The 17,603-nt window shown below is 56.9% G+C and carries 11 protein-coding genes and 1 pseudogene; 7 read left to right on the top strand and 5 right to left on the bottom strand.

The window, feature by feature from the left end:
* Nucleotides 1-16: 16 nt before the first annotated feature.
* Complete coding sequence (locus tag AB4Z51_RS33410; RefSeq protein WP_135216214.1) at nucleotides 17-5,482, bottom strand: AAA family ATPase; 5,466 nt, start codon at nucleotides 5,480-5,482, stop codon at nucleotides 17-19.
* Between the two features lie 529 nt (nucleotides 5,483-6,011).
* Between AB4Z51_RS33410 and AB4Z51_RS33415 the strand changes: the two genes are divergently transcribed.
* Nucleotides 6,012-7,241, top strand: a complete 1,230-nt coding sequence (locus tag AB4Z51_RS33415) for an ABC transporter substrate-binding protein (protein ID WP_135216215.1) — start codon at nucleotides 6,012-6,014, stop codon at nucleotides 7,239-7,241.
* A gap of 280 nt (nucleotides 7,242-7,521) precedes the next feature.
* On the opposite strand, the gene AB4Z51_RS33420 is transcribed toward AB4Z51_RS33415, so the two are convergent.
* Nucleotides 7,522-8,717, bottom strand: a protein-coding gene (locus tag AB4Z51_RS33420) for an IS3 family transposase (protein WP_441498823.1) whose coding sequence is annotated in 2 segments (ribosomal slippage) — nucleotides 7,522-8,456 and nucleotides 8,456-8,717 — 1,197 coding nt in all. Because the reading frame shifts where the segments join, the coding sequence is not laid out codon by codon here.
* A 633-nt stretch (nucleotides 8,718-9,350) separates the two neighbouring features.
* On the opposite strand from AB4Z51_RS33420, the gene AB4Z51_RS33425 reads away from it, so the two are divergent.
* Nucleotides 9,351-9,713, top strand: coding sequence for a winged helix-turn-helix domain-containing protein (locus AB4Z51_RS33425; protein WP_441498828.1), 363 nt, complete (start codon nucleotides 9,351-9,353; stop codon nucleotides 9,711-9,713).
* 507 nt (nucleotides 9,714-10,220) lie between these two features.
* On the opposite strand, the gene AB4Z51_RS33430 is transcribed toward AB4Z51_RS33425, so the two are convergent.
* The 3 genes from AB4Z51_RS33430 to AB4Z51_RS33440 all read right to left on the bottom strand — a co-directional run bounded on the left by AB4Z51_RS33430 (nucleotide 10,221) and on the right by AB4Z51_RS33440 (nucleotide 12,608).
* Entirely contained in the window at nucleotides 10,221-10,637 is a 417-nt protein-coding gene (locus tag AB4Z51_RS33430; protein WP_244623336.1) for a hypothetical protein, read from the bottom strand.
* On the bottom strand, nucleotides 10,634-11,089 hold the full coding sequence (locus AB4Z51_RS33435) for a c-type cytochrome (RefSeq protein WP_244623337.1): 456 nt from the start codon (nucleotides 11,087-11,089) through the stop codon (nucleotides 10,634-10,636). Before AB4Z51_RS33435 ends, AB4Z51_RS33430 begins: the two co-directional genes overlap by 4 nt.
* Nucleotides 11,090-11,783: 694 nt before the next feature.
* On the bottom strand, nucleotides 11,784-12,608 hold the full coding sequence (locus AB4Z51_RS33440) for a biotin/lipoyl-binding protein (RefSeq protein WP_167768234.1): 825 nt from the start codon (nucleotides 12,606-12,608) through the stop codon (nucleotides 11,784-11,786).
* 175 nt (nucleotides 12,609-12,783) lie between these two features.
* On the opposite strand from AB4Z51_RS33440, the pseudogene AB4Z51_RS33445 reads away from it, so the two are divergent.
* The 5 genes and pseudogenes from AB4Z51_RS33445 to AB4Z51_RS33465 form a co-directional block, all read left to right on the top strand.
* Nucleotides 12,784-12,990, top strand: a pseudogene (locus AB4Z51_RS33445) (transposase); the annotation flags it as partial.
* A gap of 667 nt (nucleotides 12,991-13,657) precedes the next feature.
* On the top strand, nucleotides 13,658-14,728 hold the full coding sequence (locus tag AB4Z51_RS33450; protein WP_441498824.1) for an IS630 family transposase: 1,071 nt from the start codon (nucleotides 13,658-13,660) through the stop codon (nucleotides 14,726-14,728).
* A 350-nt stretch (nucleotides 14,729-15,078) separates the two neighbouring features.
* A complete protein-coding gene (locus AB4Z51_RS33455) occupies nucleotides 15,079-15,369 on the top strand; it encodes a hypothetical protein (RefSeq protein ID WP_135216219.1) in 291 nt (96 codons plus the stop codon).
* Nucleotides 15,370-15,720: 351 nt separating this feature from the next.
* A complete protein-coding gene (locus tag AB4Z51_RS33460) occupies nucleotides 15,721-16,527 on the top strand; it encodes a sensor histidine kinase (protein WP_167768236.1) in 807 nt (268 codons plus the stop codon).
* 30 nt (nucleotides 16,528-16,557) lie between these two features.
* Nucleotides 16,558-17,603: LysR family transcriptional regulator (locus tag AB4Z51_RS33465; RefSeq protein WP_441498825.1), on the top strand; the 1,046-nt coding region annotated here is incomplete at its 3' end.

Below are 17,603 nucleotides of genomic sequence, written 5' to 3' on the forward strand. Positions count from 1 at the left end.
AGCATCTTATCTGAATTCATTTTCCAGCAGGCAGCAGCATGCAAAAGACAGCGCCCTGAGGCCTGTTCGGAGTCGCCCATAGCCGTCCGCCGTGCGCGTCGACAATCGATCTACAGATCGATAAGCCCATCCCTAACCCGGTTGATTTCGTTGTAAAGAACGGCTCGAAGATACGTTCGGCGTCTCCCGCCGAGAGCCCCGGCCCCGAGTCGCTTACGGCTACAAGGACACCGGTAGGATCGGCAACACTCGTTCCGATCGATATCATGCGCGATCCTTCAGTAGCTGTGTTCATAGCTTCGATGGCGTTCATGATCAAGTTCAGGATCACTTGCTGCAACTGGATTCTATCTGCAAATATGTGCGGCAGATCTTCCGAGAGTACCATCTTAAGTGAAACGCTATGCTCGGACAGAACAACACGAGTTAGCCCGACGATCTCCAAAATCACCTTGTTGATGTCTAACTCCTCTGCTCGCGCAGGGGCTTTTTTCGAGAAATCACGGATACGGCTAAGAATGTCAGCGGCGCGTTTACCGTCTGCGATAACGCGGTCGATCAACGGCTTGGCTTTTTCCAAGTTCGGTGGCTGACGAGCGAGCCAGCGCGCTGCCGTTCCAGCATTTGTAAGCAGCGCAGCAAGCGGTTGGTTGACCTCGTGTGCTATGGAGGCAGAGAGCTGACCCATTGTGGCTACTCGATTCGCGTGCGCCAGCTCTTCCTGAGCGCGCTTTCGCTCTGTCAAGTCTAGGACAAAGGCTACACCCTGGTGTGGTGGCTCGCCGAACGACGCTCCTCCCACAAGTACTGGAACGCGACCCCCGCCTTTTCTCACAAAGACCTCTTCGGCAGGCTCCGAGCTTCCCGCCGACGCAATCTCGAACAACAGCCGCACGTCAGCAGCACTCCTTTCCGGAGGTGCCAAGTCGTTAAAGCTAAGCCGACTAGAAGAGATGTCATCCCGGCTATAGCCTACGATGCCCAGAAACGCGTCATTCGCCTCTGTGATACGGCTTTGGCCGTCATAAATGCATATGCCGATTATGTTGGACTCGACCAGCCGACGAACCTTCGCTTCACGCTCCTGTAAGTCGCCATAAAGGCGGGTGTTCTCGAGCGAAATCGCCGCTTGCGAACCCAGGAGCTCCAAGAGCCTCGCCCGCTCAGGCGTGAAGACGTGGGATGCGAGCGCGTTCTCCAGATAGATCACTCCCACCAGTATTCCCTGACGAAGAAGCGGAACGCAAAGTACAGATCGCACCCCTCCAACTCGGAAATATTCTTCTGAGAATAGATGTTGTTTGGACCCATCGTCGAGAAGCACAGTCTCGTGTGTTCTCATTACATACCGAACGACACTTACAGGAAGTATCCCACTTGCGTCTGAGCCATAATCCAGAACGATACAGTCACCATCACTCCGTGCCTCTGCTTCAATCCGGTAATCACCTTCGCTTGGGCGGATTAATAAGCCCCGATCTGCTCCCGCACTTTGCATGGCAATCGTCATTAAACGTTCGATCAAGCGCGGCAGAAGGATCTCACCGGACAAGGCTTGTGATGCCTTCACCACAGCGGCGACGTCGAGCTGTTGATCTGGCGTCAACATTTCTGTCTTTGCGCCGCGCAACTCACTCCTCTCCAAGTGGAGATAGAGGGACTCGAGTTGCCGTACCTTCGCCCCGGCGCCCCACCGCAAATAACCATCTCGGGCCTTTTCACGAAGGAGATCCGCCATCGCCGTGAGGCCCCGCGATTCGTAAAAGCGCGCAGCCGTCTCGCACGCTAAAGCCTCGTTGTGCACAAACCCATTGAGCTGAGCCGAACGGATCGCCTGATCGTACAGTTGCTGAGCATCAAGGTCGCGCCCGTCGAGGCGGGCCATTTCCGCGGCAATGAGCGCCGCGCGGTTCTCGAAATTTTCAGGACATTGTTGAGCCCAGATCTGAAGTTGCTTGTGATGGGCCGTCAATGCTTCCTGTACCGCCCTCCTCTCGTCGGGTTCGACGTCTTCAAAACTGACGACCGCCCCTGCTCGCGCCAATGCGGAATAAAAATGGTACTCGGCTCGCTCGACTGGAGACGGGCCATTGAGCATGCCTTGCGCTTTTCTCGCGGCTTGAAGTGCCGACGAAAATTCTTGCGCGAAGACACAAGCCTGCAATTTTCTGGTCCAATATGCGTACGAAGGATTGGTCAAATTCGGGTCTGCAGCAAGATAACTTTCATAGTCGGCCTGATCGATCTCGGTATTATCGAACAATCTTAGATCTAAAGGCCGTCCCCTCAGAGTACGAACGAAGTAGAGCTTATTGAGGATGAGGAGGAAAACAAAACTGGAACCTGTCCTACGCGCGAAATCGAGGGCCGCCAGGGCTTCTCTTTCTACCACATCAAGAGGCTCACCAGATGCAATCAAGCTCTTGATTACGTGTGAGCGGCAATGACCAGCGTAAAGGATGTCGCCGACCTTATCGCCCTCTTCGCTGCCTCGTACCACGAGCAGGCGCCCAAAACGAAAGTGGCGGATCAAGGGGCTAATAGCCCCTCCGACCCTTAGATAGATGCGGGCCTTGAGCGGGTCCATTCCGCGCTTRTCGACGAGATCGAGGCTGAGCTGCGCTAAGCGTTCCGCGGTGATATAATCGCCAAAGTCGGTTGCCAAAACCAAGGCTAGCGAAACATATCCGAGACAGGATGCATCGCTGTTGCCGTGCAAGAGGCTCAGGTTCACCATGCGCGCGATCAGCAGGCAGTTCAGATTGTAGTCTGTGTTGTTGCCGGACGGCATGAGCTTGGAGAGGACGTTCATCGTCGCAAGCGTGCCGGCGTCCTCCATCAACGGAAGATCAAGCAAATCCTCGATAGAGTATCTTCTGAGTTGATCCCTAAGCCCTTCGTACTCTTCCCTCACCTCCTCGCTCGTTGGATGAGGCGACCATTCAATGCCCACCTTTCGAAGATACTCCAGTCCCACCTCGACGGAGCGCTCCGAGCGAGCGAGCATCACATAAAGATCGACGCGGAGGGAAGCGACAGCGCCTAGGTGGACGACATTCTTCACGCGGTTCGCAAGCAGGAGTAATCGCTCTTCAGCCGGCTCCAAATCGTTCGTCAGAAATTCCGACTCGGCGAGGTTGTATTCCAGCTCGAAAGCTAGGGTGTATAGCCGCGACCAGCAATCGCTTCCTAAGAGCGACCGGCCGACAGCAAGATAAGTCTGTGCAGATGAGTAGGCGGCTGCGTTCTTAGCACGTTTGCCAGCAAGTAGATTGAGCTGTGCAACTTGCTCCATTTCTCCTTGAGAGGTGATCAATGCCGCACTTCGATTGAAATGCCCGACGATGTCGAAGATCGCCTCTTCGAGTTTTTGCGCCGGCGTATGCGCGAAGAGCAGTCTGCCTATGCGTAGGTGGCGCTCGGCGCGCGCTTCCTCGGGGACGAGCAAATAGGCCGCTTCCTGGATACGATCGTGTTGAAATGCATATGCATCGTCTAAGCGAAGAATGAGCTCGGCTCGCACCGCCTCCCAGAGACATACATGAAGATCTTCCTGCGATATCTCGCAGACCATTTCGAGTAGCCCAAACATCGCACTGGAACCGACACAGGCGAGCTGGCAGAGCGCTTCCTGAGTTCTTGCCGGTAATCGACCGAGTTGTTTTGCCATGAGATCGACGACGTTATCGGTGTAACCCTTGCCGTGAATGCAATTGAGATCCCAGCACCATCGCGCATTCGCGGCGTCGAACGTGAGTAAAGCGTCATTCGCGAGTGAAGAAAGAAAGTGAATTGAGAAAAATGGATTTCCGCCAGTCTTTACGTGAACCAATCTCACGAGCGGTTCGGCGACATTAGCCTCGCAGCGTAAGGAGTCTGAGATCAGCTCCGAAAGGTCTGCGAAAGTCAGCGGCGCTAATGAAACTTCTTGTATTGTTGCGCCGCCTCGACGGATCGCGTCGATCTTTTCGAAGAGGGGATGCGTAGCCGTGACTTCATTGTCTCGATAAGCACCAATCAGCAACAGATGCCGCACATCCGATTGCGCGGTAAGGCTTTCGATTAGATCCAGCGTTGCGACATCGAGCCATTGCAGATCGTCAAGGAAAAGCGCCAGCGGGTGCTCAGGACGCGCGAACACAGAAATAAATCGTCGTAACACTGTCTGAAAACGGCGCTGCGCATCCTGAGGAGATAGATCAGCGACTGGCGGTTGCTTGCCAATGAGGAGTTCCAGCTCGGGGATGAGATTCACAATCAGCCCGCCATTTTCGCCAAGCGCGCTGCGCAACTCATGTTGCCAGCGTTGGAGCTCCGCTTCGCCTTCGCCTAGAATCTGGCGGACGAGAGTTCGAAAGGCCTGCGCTACGGTGGCATACGGAATGTGACGTTCATACTGACCGAACTTGCCAGAGGCAAACAGCCCTCGCGGCGGCACCAGGACCTTGTGAAGCTCATTAACTACAGATGACTTGCCGATGCCTGAATATCCGGATACGAGAACTAATTCGGGCACACCAGTGGTTACGACTCGGTCAAACGTGCTAAGCAAACAGTCTATTTCGTGCGCACGACCGTAGAGCTTTTCAGGGATCTGAAGCCGGCCTATCAGATCGTGCTCCGCGAGCTGAAATTCGTCAATTCGGTGCCGTTTCTCGAATTCGGCCTGACATCGCCGAAGATCGTGTTCGACTCCCGCAGCCGTCTGATATCTCTCCTCCGCAGTCTTGGCGAGGAGCTTCATCACAAGTTGAGAGACCGGCGAGGGAGTATTATCCGACCGCTGGTTCGGTGGTATTGGCGTTCGAGCAATGTGGCAATGAACCCATTCGATGGGATCGCACGCGCTGAAGGGGAGCGCGCCCGTGAGCATCTGATAGAGCGTGACGCCCAAGGAGTACAGGTCGCTCCTGGAATCGATCGAGCGGTTCATTCTCCCGGTTTGTTCCGGGGCCATATAGGCGAGAGTGCCGGCGATCGATTCCGGGGGAGATGGCGCCTGGCGTTCTCGGAAGAGGCGTGACGCGATGCCGAAGCCGGTGAGCCGGACCTCACCCGTAGCCGAGTTGATCAGAATGTGACTGGGCTTGATATCTTTATGGACCAGGCCTTGCTCATGGACCTTTTGTAGGGCCGCCGCAAGGCCACGGGCAATTCGTAGGAAGATCTCTATGCCGATCGGAGCGTCGAGTAGCGAGCTGAGCAACTTGCCGCCCGAATCTTCAAACAGGAGAATGCTCTGACCGCAGTCCGTCAGGAGTTCACTCGGCTGCACCGCCCAGTCGCCTTTGAGTTCATCTCTCAACGAATACTCATGCGCCAGACGATTAAGAGTGCTCGCTTCTGCTCGTTTCGCAGCCGGAAGGGCAACCAGTACTTGCTGGCGCTGCCCTCCTGCGGCTAACCGTGAACCTCGGCCGAATATGAGCCCGCCGTCTTCGGACAAAATCTCAAGGACGTCTATTCCGCTCGCGTTCACCATTGGAAATGGTCCCACTCGCAAACCGTTGTTGGTCAGGAGGCGCGGACACCGCCTCGCCAAAAAGGGTAAGAGCCACAAAAGGGCGAAGCAGAGTTTGTGTCCGGTCAGAGTAGCATTTTCACGCAATCTCGTGGAAGCTTTCCTACGTCGAGCGCAAAACGGCAATTGGCCCCACGCTTCGCCGATAAACTGCGCTTTCAATAGGATAGTCCAATAAGATTGGCTTAGACAGTTCGAGTTGCCAAGTTGCGGGCCCGACGACGCAGACGAAGGTACAGCTTGTTCTTCGGCCCRTAATGAGCGAGCACTGGCTTGCTTTGCCGCAGTGCCAAAAAGCCCTCCCATCATACGTTGGTATAAACGGGACTAAGCCAAAGGGAGGTGGCCGGGTGCGCGAGGATCTGTAAAATACGGCTCTTGAACAGAAGCCCCGAGAAGGAACACTTAGTCCTCGGGACCAGAAGACAGTATTACGCGTTGCTCCAAGTGTTGTCGCGCCACTTTTCCAAATGGCAAGGGGATGGTTGACATGATGCAGCTCCGCTTCATTCTGCTGGTATCCGTCGCGTTGACACTTGCGTTCACCGCAGGTCCGAGTGCTGCTCAGAAACATTATGACCCCGGCGCATCAGATACCGAGATCAAGGTCGGGAATATCATGCCGTATAGCGGGCCCTTGTCGGCTTACGCGCAAATAGGTCGAACACAAGCGGCCTTCTTCAGGATGGTGAACGATCACGGCGGCATCAACGGGCGCAAGATCAGTTTCATCAGTTATGACGATGCCTTTAGTCCGCCAAAAACCGTGGAGCAAGCGCGGAAGCTCGTCGAAGGCGACGAGGTACTTTTCATTTTCGAGAGCTTAGGCACCCCTACAAACGCGGCTATCCAAAAGTACATGAACGAGAAGCACGTCCCTCATTTGTTTGTAGCAACCGGAGCGAGCAGGTTTGGCGACTACAAGACCTTTCCTTGGACTATGGGTTGGCAGCCGACCTATCAAACCGAAGGCCGCATTTATGCAAGATACATCCTGGAAAATCACCCAGAGGGCAAGATCGCCATTCTTTATCAAAATGACGATTCTGGCCGCGACTACTTGAAAGGTTTGAAGGACGGGCTCGGCGAAGCCGCAGCAAAGCGAATGATCGTTGCCGAAATCTCGTACGATTTGACCGAGCCGACGGTGGACTCGAAGGTGGTGGCGCTGAAATCATCGGGCGCCGACATTTTCTTCGACGAGGCGTCGCCCAAGTTCGCTGCACAAGCGATCAAGAAGGCGGCAGAAATCGGTTGGAGGCCGACCTTGATCCTGGCCAACATCTCGAATTCGGTAGGTGCAGTCCTCAAGCCGGCGGGACTCGAGAACTCTAAGGGTATCATTTCTGCAAACTACCTCAAGGACCCAACCGATCCAAACTGGAAGGATGACACGGCCATCACGGAATGGACGGCTTTCATGGATCAGTACTTTCCGGATGGCGACAAGAGCTCCATCTTTAACGTGTATGGGTACGCGACCGCGCAGACGCTTGTACGGGTTCTCAAGCAGTGCGGTGACGATTTGACGCGTGCTAACATCATGAAGCAAGCGGCCAGTTTGAAGGATATTGAGCTCGGCGCGCTCCTTCCGGGCATCAAGATCAACACCAGCGAGATCGATTTTAACCCGATTGAACAGATGCAGCTCTCGCGCTTCAACGGTGAGTACAATGAACTGTTCGGCAAACCGCTCTCTGGTGAAATCGGCACGCAGTAACGGACCCTATTTTGGTGTGAGTTGCTGCTACCTATCCGACCGTGCTCTCCGGGAAGCAATCGGCCTACGCTTGCACCTGCCGGCGACAATCTGCTGAGCCTGGTGTCCCCCGACCAACGCGAGGGAGGTCCAGACCTGCTTTTCGGATGAAGCATTTCCACTACTTCGTGTGCCAAGTTGACCACAGCACGTTGGCAGGGCAGGAATTTCGTCATCAGGAACAAAGAGCTTTAGGAAGATTCTCGGTCCTTCTCTCTGGATCTGGCCTGAGCCCCAAAGATCATCCAGCGATGGGAAGAATCCTTTGGTCATTTGAGCCTGTGTCGCTCGGTGATGCAACGGGATGGGGCGCGGAGCCCTCGACACGGCGCAGCGTCCCGTCCCGTTGCATGTCGGGCGCTGTTAGCCTGGCGTAAGTTGATGGCGGCAGGTTGCCGATCCCGCTGTGCGGACGCACGGTGTTGTAATCGTCCTGCCATTCGGCAAGCAGCTCCCGAGCATGATCGATTGACGAGAACAGCGTCTCGTTCAACAGCTCGTCGCGCAGTCGTCCATGGAAGCTTTCCACGAAGGCATTTTGCTGCGGCTTGCCTGGCGCGATGTAATGCCACTCGATCCGGGTGAGCTGCGACCAACGCAGGATGGCCATGCTGGTGAGCTCGGTCCCATTGTCGCTGACGATCATCGTTGGGCGGCCTCGTCGGGCGATCGCGGCATCGAGCTCACGACCCACCCGGATCCCCGACAACGACGTGTCGGCCACCAATGCGATGCATTCCCGGGTGAAGTCATCAACGACAGCCAGGATACGAAAGCGTCGGCTGTCGGTCAGCGTGTCGCTGACGAAATCCAGTGACCAGCGCTGGTTCGGTCCCTGCGGCAACTCCACTGGAACCCGTGTTCCGAGAGCTCTCTTACGTCCACCTCGACGGCGAACCTGCAGCCGCTCCTCGGCATACAGCCGCCTCAGCTTCTTGTGGTTGATAAGCACGCCTTCACTGCGGAGCATGAGAAGCAGACGGCGATAGCCAAAGCGCCGGCGTACCGACGCCAAATCGCGCAGGCGGACGCGAATGGTCGTATCGTCAGATCGAAGACTGAGATAGCGAACCGTGGACCGATCAGCCCCAATCACTTCACACGCCCGCCGCTGACTGACCTGAAAACTTGAACAAAGGTAAGCCACAGCCTGCCGTCTGGCGACGGGCGTCACCATTTTTTTGAATTGAGGTCCTTTAGCATGGCGTTATCGAGCATCGCCTCGGCCAACAGCTTCTTCAGCTTCGCACTCTCGTCGGCAAGGACCTTCAGGCGCCGAGCTTCTGATACGTCCAGGCCACCATACTTGGCCTTCCATTTGTAGAACCTCGCGCTGCTGATCCCGTGCTTGCGGCAAACATCTCCCGTCTTCGACCCCGCTTCCTGCTCCCGCAGGATCGCAATGATCCGCTCTTCCGTGAACCTCGACTGCTTCATCTCCGTCTCCCTCAAGGTGACGGACTCTACCCAATTTTGGAGGAAGTTCAGGGGCTCAGGTCAGATCTGTAATCTTCCGATTGCGTCATTTTATCGCGACGTACCGCACGTCCATCCTCCGTCGGTGCCTTTGCTAAGGCAGCCCGTGAAGGCTCCTAACGTAGCACGCCCGTTCACGTTGCGCTGACGACGTGCTCTGCCGGTGGCCAGCAATCGCGCCTCCTCCCTTCTGGGCATTCTGGTGCCCTCGCAATGTGAGACGCCGATGCGCCCATCGATCGTGCGCCTGCACGTCATGCCTTAACGCTTCACTGTCCACCGAAGGATCTCGAAGATTCGATTCCAAGACATTGGAGAGAGTTTGGGTGACGACCTTTGCTCCGAGAGGCACCCAACAGGACCAACGCATTCCATCTGAAGTGACCCATACCATTGTATAGGCTTTATCATCTTTCCCCAGCTCTCGGTCCCACCAACGTGCGATTGCGGCCCCGGACCTGATCGTTGTTTGATTGGTTGCGCCGACAGGCATCATCTGAGGGCCATCGAACACTGGGAAATGCCATGCAAATCAATGAACTCCTACATGCTAGCATGCCGCCCCGACAAGATGTGTTAGGGCAAATTCTGGATATGCCGAGAACCCAAGAAGCAGAAGTTGTAACGTTTGGACCCTATTGTTTGATACCCGGCAGACGTCTTCTGCTCGAGGGCCAGGATCACGTTGAGCTTGGAGGACGGGCTTTCGACATACTAGTGCTCCTGGTGAAGAGATCGGGAGAAGTTGTGGCTCTTCGAGAGATTTTGGAGCACGTTTGGCAGGACTTAATGGTTAGTGAGTCAAACATCCGAGTTCAGGTATGCGAGCTTAGACGTGCATTAGCTCCGAAGTGTCAGCGCTCCATCGTGACTGTACCCATGAGAGGCTATGTGTTTGTTGCGCCGGTGCAGCGTCTCACCTCCCGTCAACTCAACGGGTATCCTGTGCCAACCTAAGTTCGGAAGCACTCGGGTAGGACTTTTCTGATTGTTGCGAGTCTTCTCGCGCAAATCGCACGTGCGAACGACTCCTAAATCGTCAGCCCGACGGCGCAAGGTTCGTTCATAGAATCGATCATGGCGCCCGTTGCTGCGATGAGCTTCTTGCTTGGCAGACGGTCAAGGACATTGGGGCTAATCTAAGAGGTGGCTGGCGCCGCCGAGATGCGAGACCCAGTATCCGATTCGGACCACCTGCACGCCTTACGCCTGCCTCGCTCAATTCGGCAGTAGAAAAGGCGTACTTGACAACAGCCCCGAGCCGTCAGGCCTCCCCTACTTGGCCGTGATCCCCTCCTCGGCCTACTACTGGGATCGAAATCTATGCTCACATTGGCTTGGGAAGGGGCCTCGCCGCTCGCGCTCGCGCGTGGCGGGGCGCTCGGACGGGTCGCGCCTGAGCTTGGATTACAGCCGAGCTGGTGCCTGAAAAACGGCCCCGGCGCTATGAACTGGGAATGTGCGTCAGATACTGGTAGATCGCTTCAGCTCGTCATCATCCATTTTCCCGACCGAACGCCACGGCATTTGTTCGCTGATTTGATGGCCGTTGGGGCCGATGCCGGTGCGCATGGCTGCAGTGAAGCCGGCGAGCGTCCAATCCTTGACCAGATTCAGGTCGGGTCCAAGCGGCGCCAGCTGCCCGGGTACGCCGCCGGTCAACTTCTCGCCGTGGCACTCGCGGCAATCTTGGTACGACAGGATGTACTCCGATTCGTAAGTCGGCCCCTTCAACGGCCCCGAGACATGGCCTGTGATGATCGGCTTGGCGGGCGGCAACATGCCTGCACCGAGCATGACCAGGCCGAGGATATTCATTCGATCGGGCGGATCCGGCGTCGGATTTCCTACCGCAGCCACACTGCGAATATAAGCGATCAAGCCTTGATATCATCGTCGCTCAACCGCCCGGCCCTGATGGAGGACATCATGGTCAGCCATCGGCCGTCCGCGTCGATGCCGTTACGAATGGCGCGGAATATCTCGCCATCGGACCAATGTCTCAATGACCCGGTCGGAGTTAGGTTTGCAGCCACGAACGATCCAATTGGATACTGGAGTTCAACGGCCAGATCGTAGCCGCCGGTGAGCGTGCCGGTCTGTGAATGGCACGCACCACAGAGACCGTCGGCGATGCCCTTGCCACGTGCAAGCAGCTCGGGCGTCGCCGTAACCTTGACGTTCGGGATCGAGGCCGAGCGGCGATGCTGCTCGATCATCCCGAGCGACATCAGCATGCTGACAGACAATGCCACAGCGGACAGCCCCCCTAGCAGACCTGCACCGCCCCATTTGATGGCACGCGTTTCAGCCAAGTGCGGAGGCCAGACCATGCCAATATTGCGCCCACGGCAATCAATGCGAGCACTTCAACTATATTATGCATGGTACTCCCGGATAGGTGATGCGTAGGAGAGATCGGAGCAGGATGGGATTTGCTGGTGGTTTACGCTGATGGCGGCGCTAGCGGCTGGGCCGCAGGTGCACGGTCGCGTCCGCACGGTTAGACTTCCTACAATTCAACGCTGGACAATTCTGAGCCAGGATCACTACGGGACAATTGCGAAGCGCGAATTCGGGTTACAGCGGTAATGGTCGGAGTCCGCCACCGTCCAAAGAAGAGCGAGGCGGCTGCCGATCGCTTCAATCGAAGCAAGCCGCCGCTTCGCAACGTTATTGCTGAACGGCCGATCAATCCGACCAAGCCTCGTCTACAGCACGGTCCCAGACGCAAGCGCCCGGACGCTTCAAGATTCGACCGCAGCCGGGCGAGCGTATCGGCAAATGAATAGCTACTCTCTAACCTCTCGGGCGTCTCTTTCGACGTGCTCTGCCACCCCGAGGTGCTCGACGGAGCAAACAATAATATGCCGGTCGAAATCGCTTCCATTTGGGGCGGTCGCGATCGGCTCATCCAGCGCTACGTGCAGCCGCAAGGAAGTGAAAGAACCGCAATGGTGAATGAGCATGCTGCAGCTCTCCGCCATGTGCTTGCCGACGTTCCCAAATCTGCCCGGAGAGCGCAACCTACACCTCCTCAGGAGGCTTTAACGGCCCGTCGATCCACTTCCAAGTATCAGGATCGTGCAAGGGATCGGGTTCAATTCTTGAGCTGTATCCATGCTTCATGGTCCCACCGATTCGACGCCTTGCCGGCTTGATCTGGAGGCCCAGGCGCCTGGAATCGACAACCAATGCCATGAAAGTAGAGGTGACCTCACTGATGATGCTGACTTGCCTCCACCAGGGTCGGCCTGCCGCGCGCTCCTGAGGACGGCCGGTCCCGTTGTTAGGATGGCGACAGGGGGGCAATGGGCCCGCCGGCGGCTCGGTAATCGCCGCGAGAAGAAGCAAGCCAACCGCGGCGGCGGCAAACGCGAGCCAATAACTATCGATGTACGCCAATACATTTTCTTCCCGAGTCTCGACCTGCCGAGCCACCGCAGCTTGCTCTGCGGCTTCCGCTTGCGCAATCGCCGCATACTGTAGTTCTGTTTGTTTGGTCAGGTTCTCCAACGCGGCCCGTGCGGCAGCTACATTGGCTTCTGCCTGGGCAACGATCGCAGCAAATTCCGAATTATCGATTTGGGCCAGAAGGCCCCCGGCTCGGACAGATTCAAAGTGGTCGACGGCGACAGTCCGCACCTGCCCAGCAATCCGAACCGACAACCGCGTAATGTGGGCTCGGACATGAACATCATCTGTGACCTGGGTTGACGTACCCCCGACCCAATCGTTCCAACGCACACCGGCAACACAGACCAGGGCCACAGCCAGCAAAACGGCGGCGATCGGCAGAACCAGACGGCCTATGAGTCGATGTCCTCGCTCGCCAGCTTCTACCGTAACCATCGTCTTTCCCTCCCGTGCTACGCATGGACTACCTAGGCGGCCATCGGCGTGGAAGTGAAACGACGTCATTGCGCGGCTGAACAATGGTCATTGTTCGCCGTCAGGACCTTTGAGACAAATAGAAGGACTTCACGAAGGGAGGATTTCTGGTTCATCGTAGCCTTAAGGAGCGAAGATGGAGCAAAACTCTGGACCGGGCAAAGCGCCGGCAGAACGAGTCCTGAAAGACATCCGGCGCCAAACGCGCGGGCACTACTCGGCCGAAGAGAAGATCCGTATCGTGCTGGAGGGGCTGCGCGGCGAGGAGAATATCTCCTAGCTCTGCCGCCGCGAAGGCATCGCCGCCTCGATGTATTACGGGTGGTCCAAGGAGTTCCTGGAAGTCTTGAACGAGGCTTGGCCATTGCCACAGAGCTACATGACTTCACTCAGCAGCTTCATTTCCTAGCTCGCCTGAATACTTTCCTTTATAGGACGGGYGATTTTCGTGGCGCTCTCGCTGTGGCAAGGCAGGCAAGAACGATTTCGAGACGTCACAACATTCCAGCTGGGCAAGTGACCGCCGAGTGGATGCTTGGCGTCGCCTATCATTGCGTCGGAAGTCAAGATGCTGCGCAACGCCATTGCCAACGGGGCTTTGCGCACTCCAAAAACTATGCGGTGCACGATCCGAGCTTTTTTGGCTACGATCATCGAGTGCGTGCGCTCGTCGGTCTGGGAGGCACGCTTTGGCTACGCGGGTACGCAAACCGCGCGACTAGTGGCTCTGCACAGTGATTTTGACAGGTTGGGTCCGGCGGTCAGATTAGCTCCGGCAGGAGTTTCGGATCAACGAGGACCTCGATGCTGCGAGGCGTCCTTGGCTGCCGTCTGATGAGGCGGGCGCGTTCCAGTGTCAGGACCATCTGGTGAACCGTAGGCGGGCTGACGCGGAAATATTCCTGCATGTCGGTTTCGGCCGGGGGCCTGCGATGCAGCCGGGTATAGAGGTGGATAAAAGCCAGATACTGCCCCTGCGTGGGCGTGAAGGGTTTTGTCGAAGGACTCACATGCGTCTGCTCAGCGGCGGCAAGCATGCGTCCCGCAAGCTCAAGCGAGCGCAGATTTTGCTGGCCGCCGATGCCGAGACCAGCGACGAGGAGATCGCAAGGAGCGTCGGCGTGAGCGGCTCGACCGTGTACCGGACCAAGCGACGCTTCGTGGAAGGCAATCTGGAGCGGGCGCTGAGCGAAGAGCCGCGTCCCGGGGCGGAGCGCAAACTCACGGGCAAGGAAGAAGCCTTGCTGGTGGCGACAGCCTGCGCCAGTCCGCCAAGGGGCCGTGCCCGCTGGACGCTAAAGCTGCTGGCGGGTGCGATGGTCAAGCTCACCGAACACAAGAGCCTGTCGCACGAGACGGTTCGGCGGCGCCTGGCCGAGAATGCCCTCAAGCCCTGGCGCAAAGACATGTGGTGCATTCCGCAGGTCGACGGCGAATACGTCGCCCGCATGGAGGATGTGCTCGACCTCTATGCCGAGGCACCCGACTCCAGGCGGCCAGTGGTGTGCTTCGACGAAAGCCCGGTGCAACTCATCGGCGAAACGCGTCAGCCCATCCCGGCCAAGCCCGGCAGGCTCGAACGTTACGATTATGAGTATCGTCGCAATGGCACGGTCAATCTCTTCGTTCTCCTCGACGTGCATCGTCCCTGGCGCAAGGTCAAGGTCACCGAGCGGCGAGCGGCAAGGGATTACGCCCAATGCATGCGTGATCTCGTCGACATCCATTATCCCGACGCCGAGATCATCCGGGTCGTCCAGGACAATTTATCGACCCACTCCGCCGGCGCCCTCTATCAGGCGTTCCCGCCCGCCGAAGCCAGGCGGATTTTGCGACGGCTCGAGTTCCACTATACCCCAAAACACGCAAGCTGGCTCAACATGGTCGAGATCGAAATCGGCGTCCTGCGGGGCCAGTGCCTGGATCGCAGGATCGACGACCCTAAGCGACTGCGCCGCGAAATCACCGCCTGGGAACGACAACGAAATGCCGCCCGCTCCCGCATCAAATGGATGTTCACAACAGACAAGGCTCGCGCCAAAATGGCTGGCGCCTACCCCGCCACTTCCAAAGAGTCATAATCTCTGTGACGAGGTACTAGTACGGCGGAGCAGGCGATCCGGGAGGCGGAAGTCCGCCGTCATCCGATTTCGATATGCATTTCTCTCTATACGGCGCAAGTATTTCTAAGAGCTGGCCTCGTCCATCGTGCAGCCGAACTTTCAGATCGATTGAGCGATTACGCCACACACCACGGGTTGGATCCGTTTCGCTTCATTGGCTTAGCGTTCAAGGGCGAGGTTCGCTTCACAATGGGGAGCTTGCTTCGGGCACTGATCTGCTCCGACAGGCGTTGGCGTCACTCGACTCTGAACAGCACAACATGCTCCGTACCGTATTCTCTGGCGCTCTCGCGGAGGGACTTATGCGATTGCGACGTTTCGACGAAGCGCTGGTCATCGTCGACGAAGCTATACATCTGGCAAACGGTTCCGGGGCTGCGCTGGAGCTTGCCGAGCTGCTTCGTATACAGGCCGAAATTCTCGCTGAGAAGTCGCAACTAGGAAGTCATTGCGCGATAAACGCGATCCGCCGATCCTTGGAAGTGGGTAAACAGCAGGCCGCGCTGGCGTATCAACTGCGCTCCGCGACCACCTTTGCGCGCTTGGAAGATCGGCAAGGCCGCGACCACGGCGCCAGAGCAATAGTTAGATCCATTTAGGAACAATTTACAGAAGGATGAAGCGCCTGATCTCCTAGCCGCTCGCCTCCTGCTGGACAGATGGGGTGAAAATGATCCAGCACTAGATACTCCATCCAGCTGCGAGTGTAGCGGAGGTTAGCGAACGCACGGCGAATTCATTAGGAATTCGAATGGCGCGATAGGCTCATCAAATGGGGGATCGCCCTAGCTGGATGCGGCTCCAAAATTCGTGCTTATCCGAAAAACGGCTGATCCTGGTTGGCCCTCTTTACAAATTCTTAGCACGTTTAACTCGAACGCCGGCGTATGCGGGGTACCATTCGTCATAATGAATGTTCTTTCACAGCCATTAGGCTGAAAGGAAACACTATGCACCCCACACACATTGCCTTGGATCGAGACGCGGCTGGCCGAATTGCGATTATGCCGGAGCATGCCAGTGAGGGAAGCGGCCAATCTCACATCGCAACGGAGTTCGAGACGGTCCTACTCGCTATCGCGGGGCACGATCTTCGTCAGCCGTTGCAAGTGATCCAGAGTGCACACGAGCTGCTTGGCATGGGAATTCGAACCAGCGCTGAGCTACGCCTGCTGCAGACAGGCCAGAACGCGATCGATCGCCTCAGGGAACAATTGGCATTGCTTACCACCGCGCTTCGAATCCAGGAGCATACCAAGTCTCTCAAGCTGACGCCGGTTTGCGTAGGAGAGGTCTTGCGGCAGGCGTACCAGGACAACGAGGAAACCGCATTGAGCAAAGGGGTCAGCGTTCGCTTAGTTAGTTCCGGTGCGATAGTGAGAAGTGACGGTCTGCTGTTGCGAGCGGCTTTGCGCAATTTGCTGAGTAACGCCATAAAGTACACGCAACCAGGTGGACGCATCCTTCTTGGTTGCAGGCGCTGCGGTTCAGACCTTCGGATCGAGGTGCACGACACTGGCATCGGCATTGCTAGCGAACAGATGCCAAGAATATTTGATGCGTTCACGCGGCTTGATCCGATGCGGAACGACGGCCTCGGCATCGGGCTTTTTATTGTCAGACAGGCGCTCGGCTTGCTGGGACACCGAATTTATGCGGCATCGCGCCCATCACTTGGATCTTTCTTCTCGATCTTTGCGACGAGGTCCGAGCTGCCGAAGTGTGACGATCGCCCCGTGGATCCGACTTGTCGCTGACCTATACTCCCGTAACCACCCTGGCTAATCATGACAACGATACTGAACAGGCTTGATTTAAACCTTCTAAGGGTCTTCGACGCGGTGATGGAGGAGCGCAGCGTACTCCGGGCTGGTCAGAGGATATGTCTGAGCCAGTCCGCGGTCAGTCATGCCCTTGCCCGATTGAGAGAAGTCCTAGGGGACGAACTCTTCATCCGCACTCCGAACGGAATGCAGCCRACTGCCCGCGCACTCATGATGGCCCCCCTCGTACGTCAGGCATGGAAATCGTTAGAGACAGCAGTTGGCGTACCTAAGTTCGAGCCATCCAACGCAAATCGGCAGTTCACGATCGCCGTAAGCGATTTCGTGACGATTGTGATGGTACCTCGCTTGCTAGACCTCCTTAGGCATGAGGCGCCCCTAATCGACCTCGTTGTTCGGTCCGACAGCACCACCGAATTGGCTGAGCAGATCGACCTGGGACACGTTGACGCCGCCATCGGGACTTTCTCGCACATTGCACCCAGATTCAGGTCACAGTCGCTCTTCGCGTGCGACGATGTGCTAATCGCCGGATCTTCTCGACATCTTGGAAGGTTGTCTGTCGAGTCGCTTTCGGAACTCTCGATCGCGGCGATCTCGTTGCATGGCCAACAGAATGAGCTTGCTGAAGGGTTCGTATCCGAACGCGGATTATTTCGGCGATCAGAAATGTACGATCGGGCTGCTTTGGAAAAGGCGCTTTCGACCTCGGGCCAGAGCGCCCGGATAATGGTCTCGCTGCCACATTTTTTTGCCCTACCGACGCTTCTTGAGCAATCGGAGTTGACCGCGATCGTGCCCCGCCCACTAGCCGCGTCAATGTCCCGCACACAATCGCTGACAACGTATGAGCTGCCCTACAAATCCGAGTCGGCCGAGGTCGGCGTTCTGTGGCACGAACGCACAACGAATGACGCGGCCCAGCAGTGGTTCCTCAACATACTATCGCGTGCTACTGAACATCTGCGCGATCGATCCGCAGGGCATATTGCAGGATCAAAGCGTTCGTTTATTGGCACCACATTGGAGTGGGCCCCTCGGAGCAGACG

This window comes from Bradyrhizobium sp. 2TAF36, from assembly GCF_052114925.1.
In the GTDB taxonomy this organism is placed as follows: Bacteria; Pseudomonadota; Alphaproteobacteria; order Rhizobiales; family Xanthobacteraceae; genus Bradyrhizobium; species Bradyrhizobium barranii.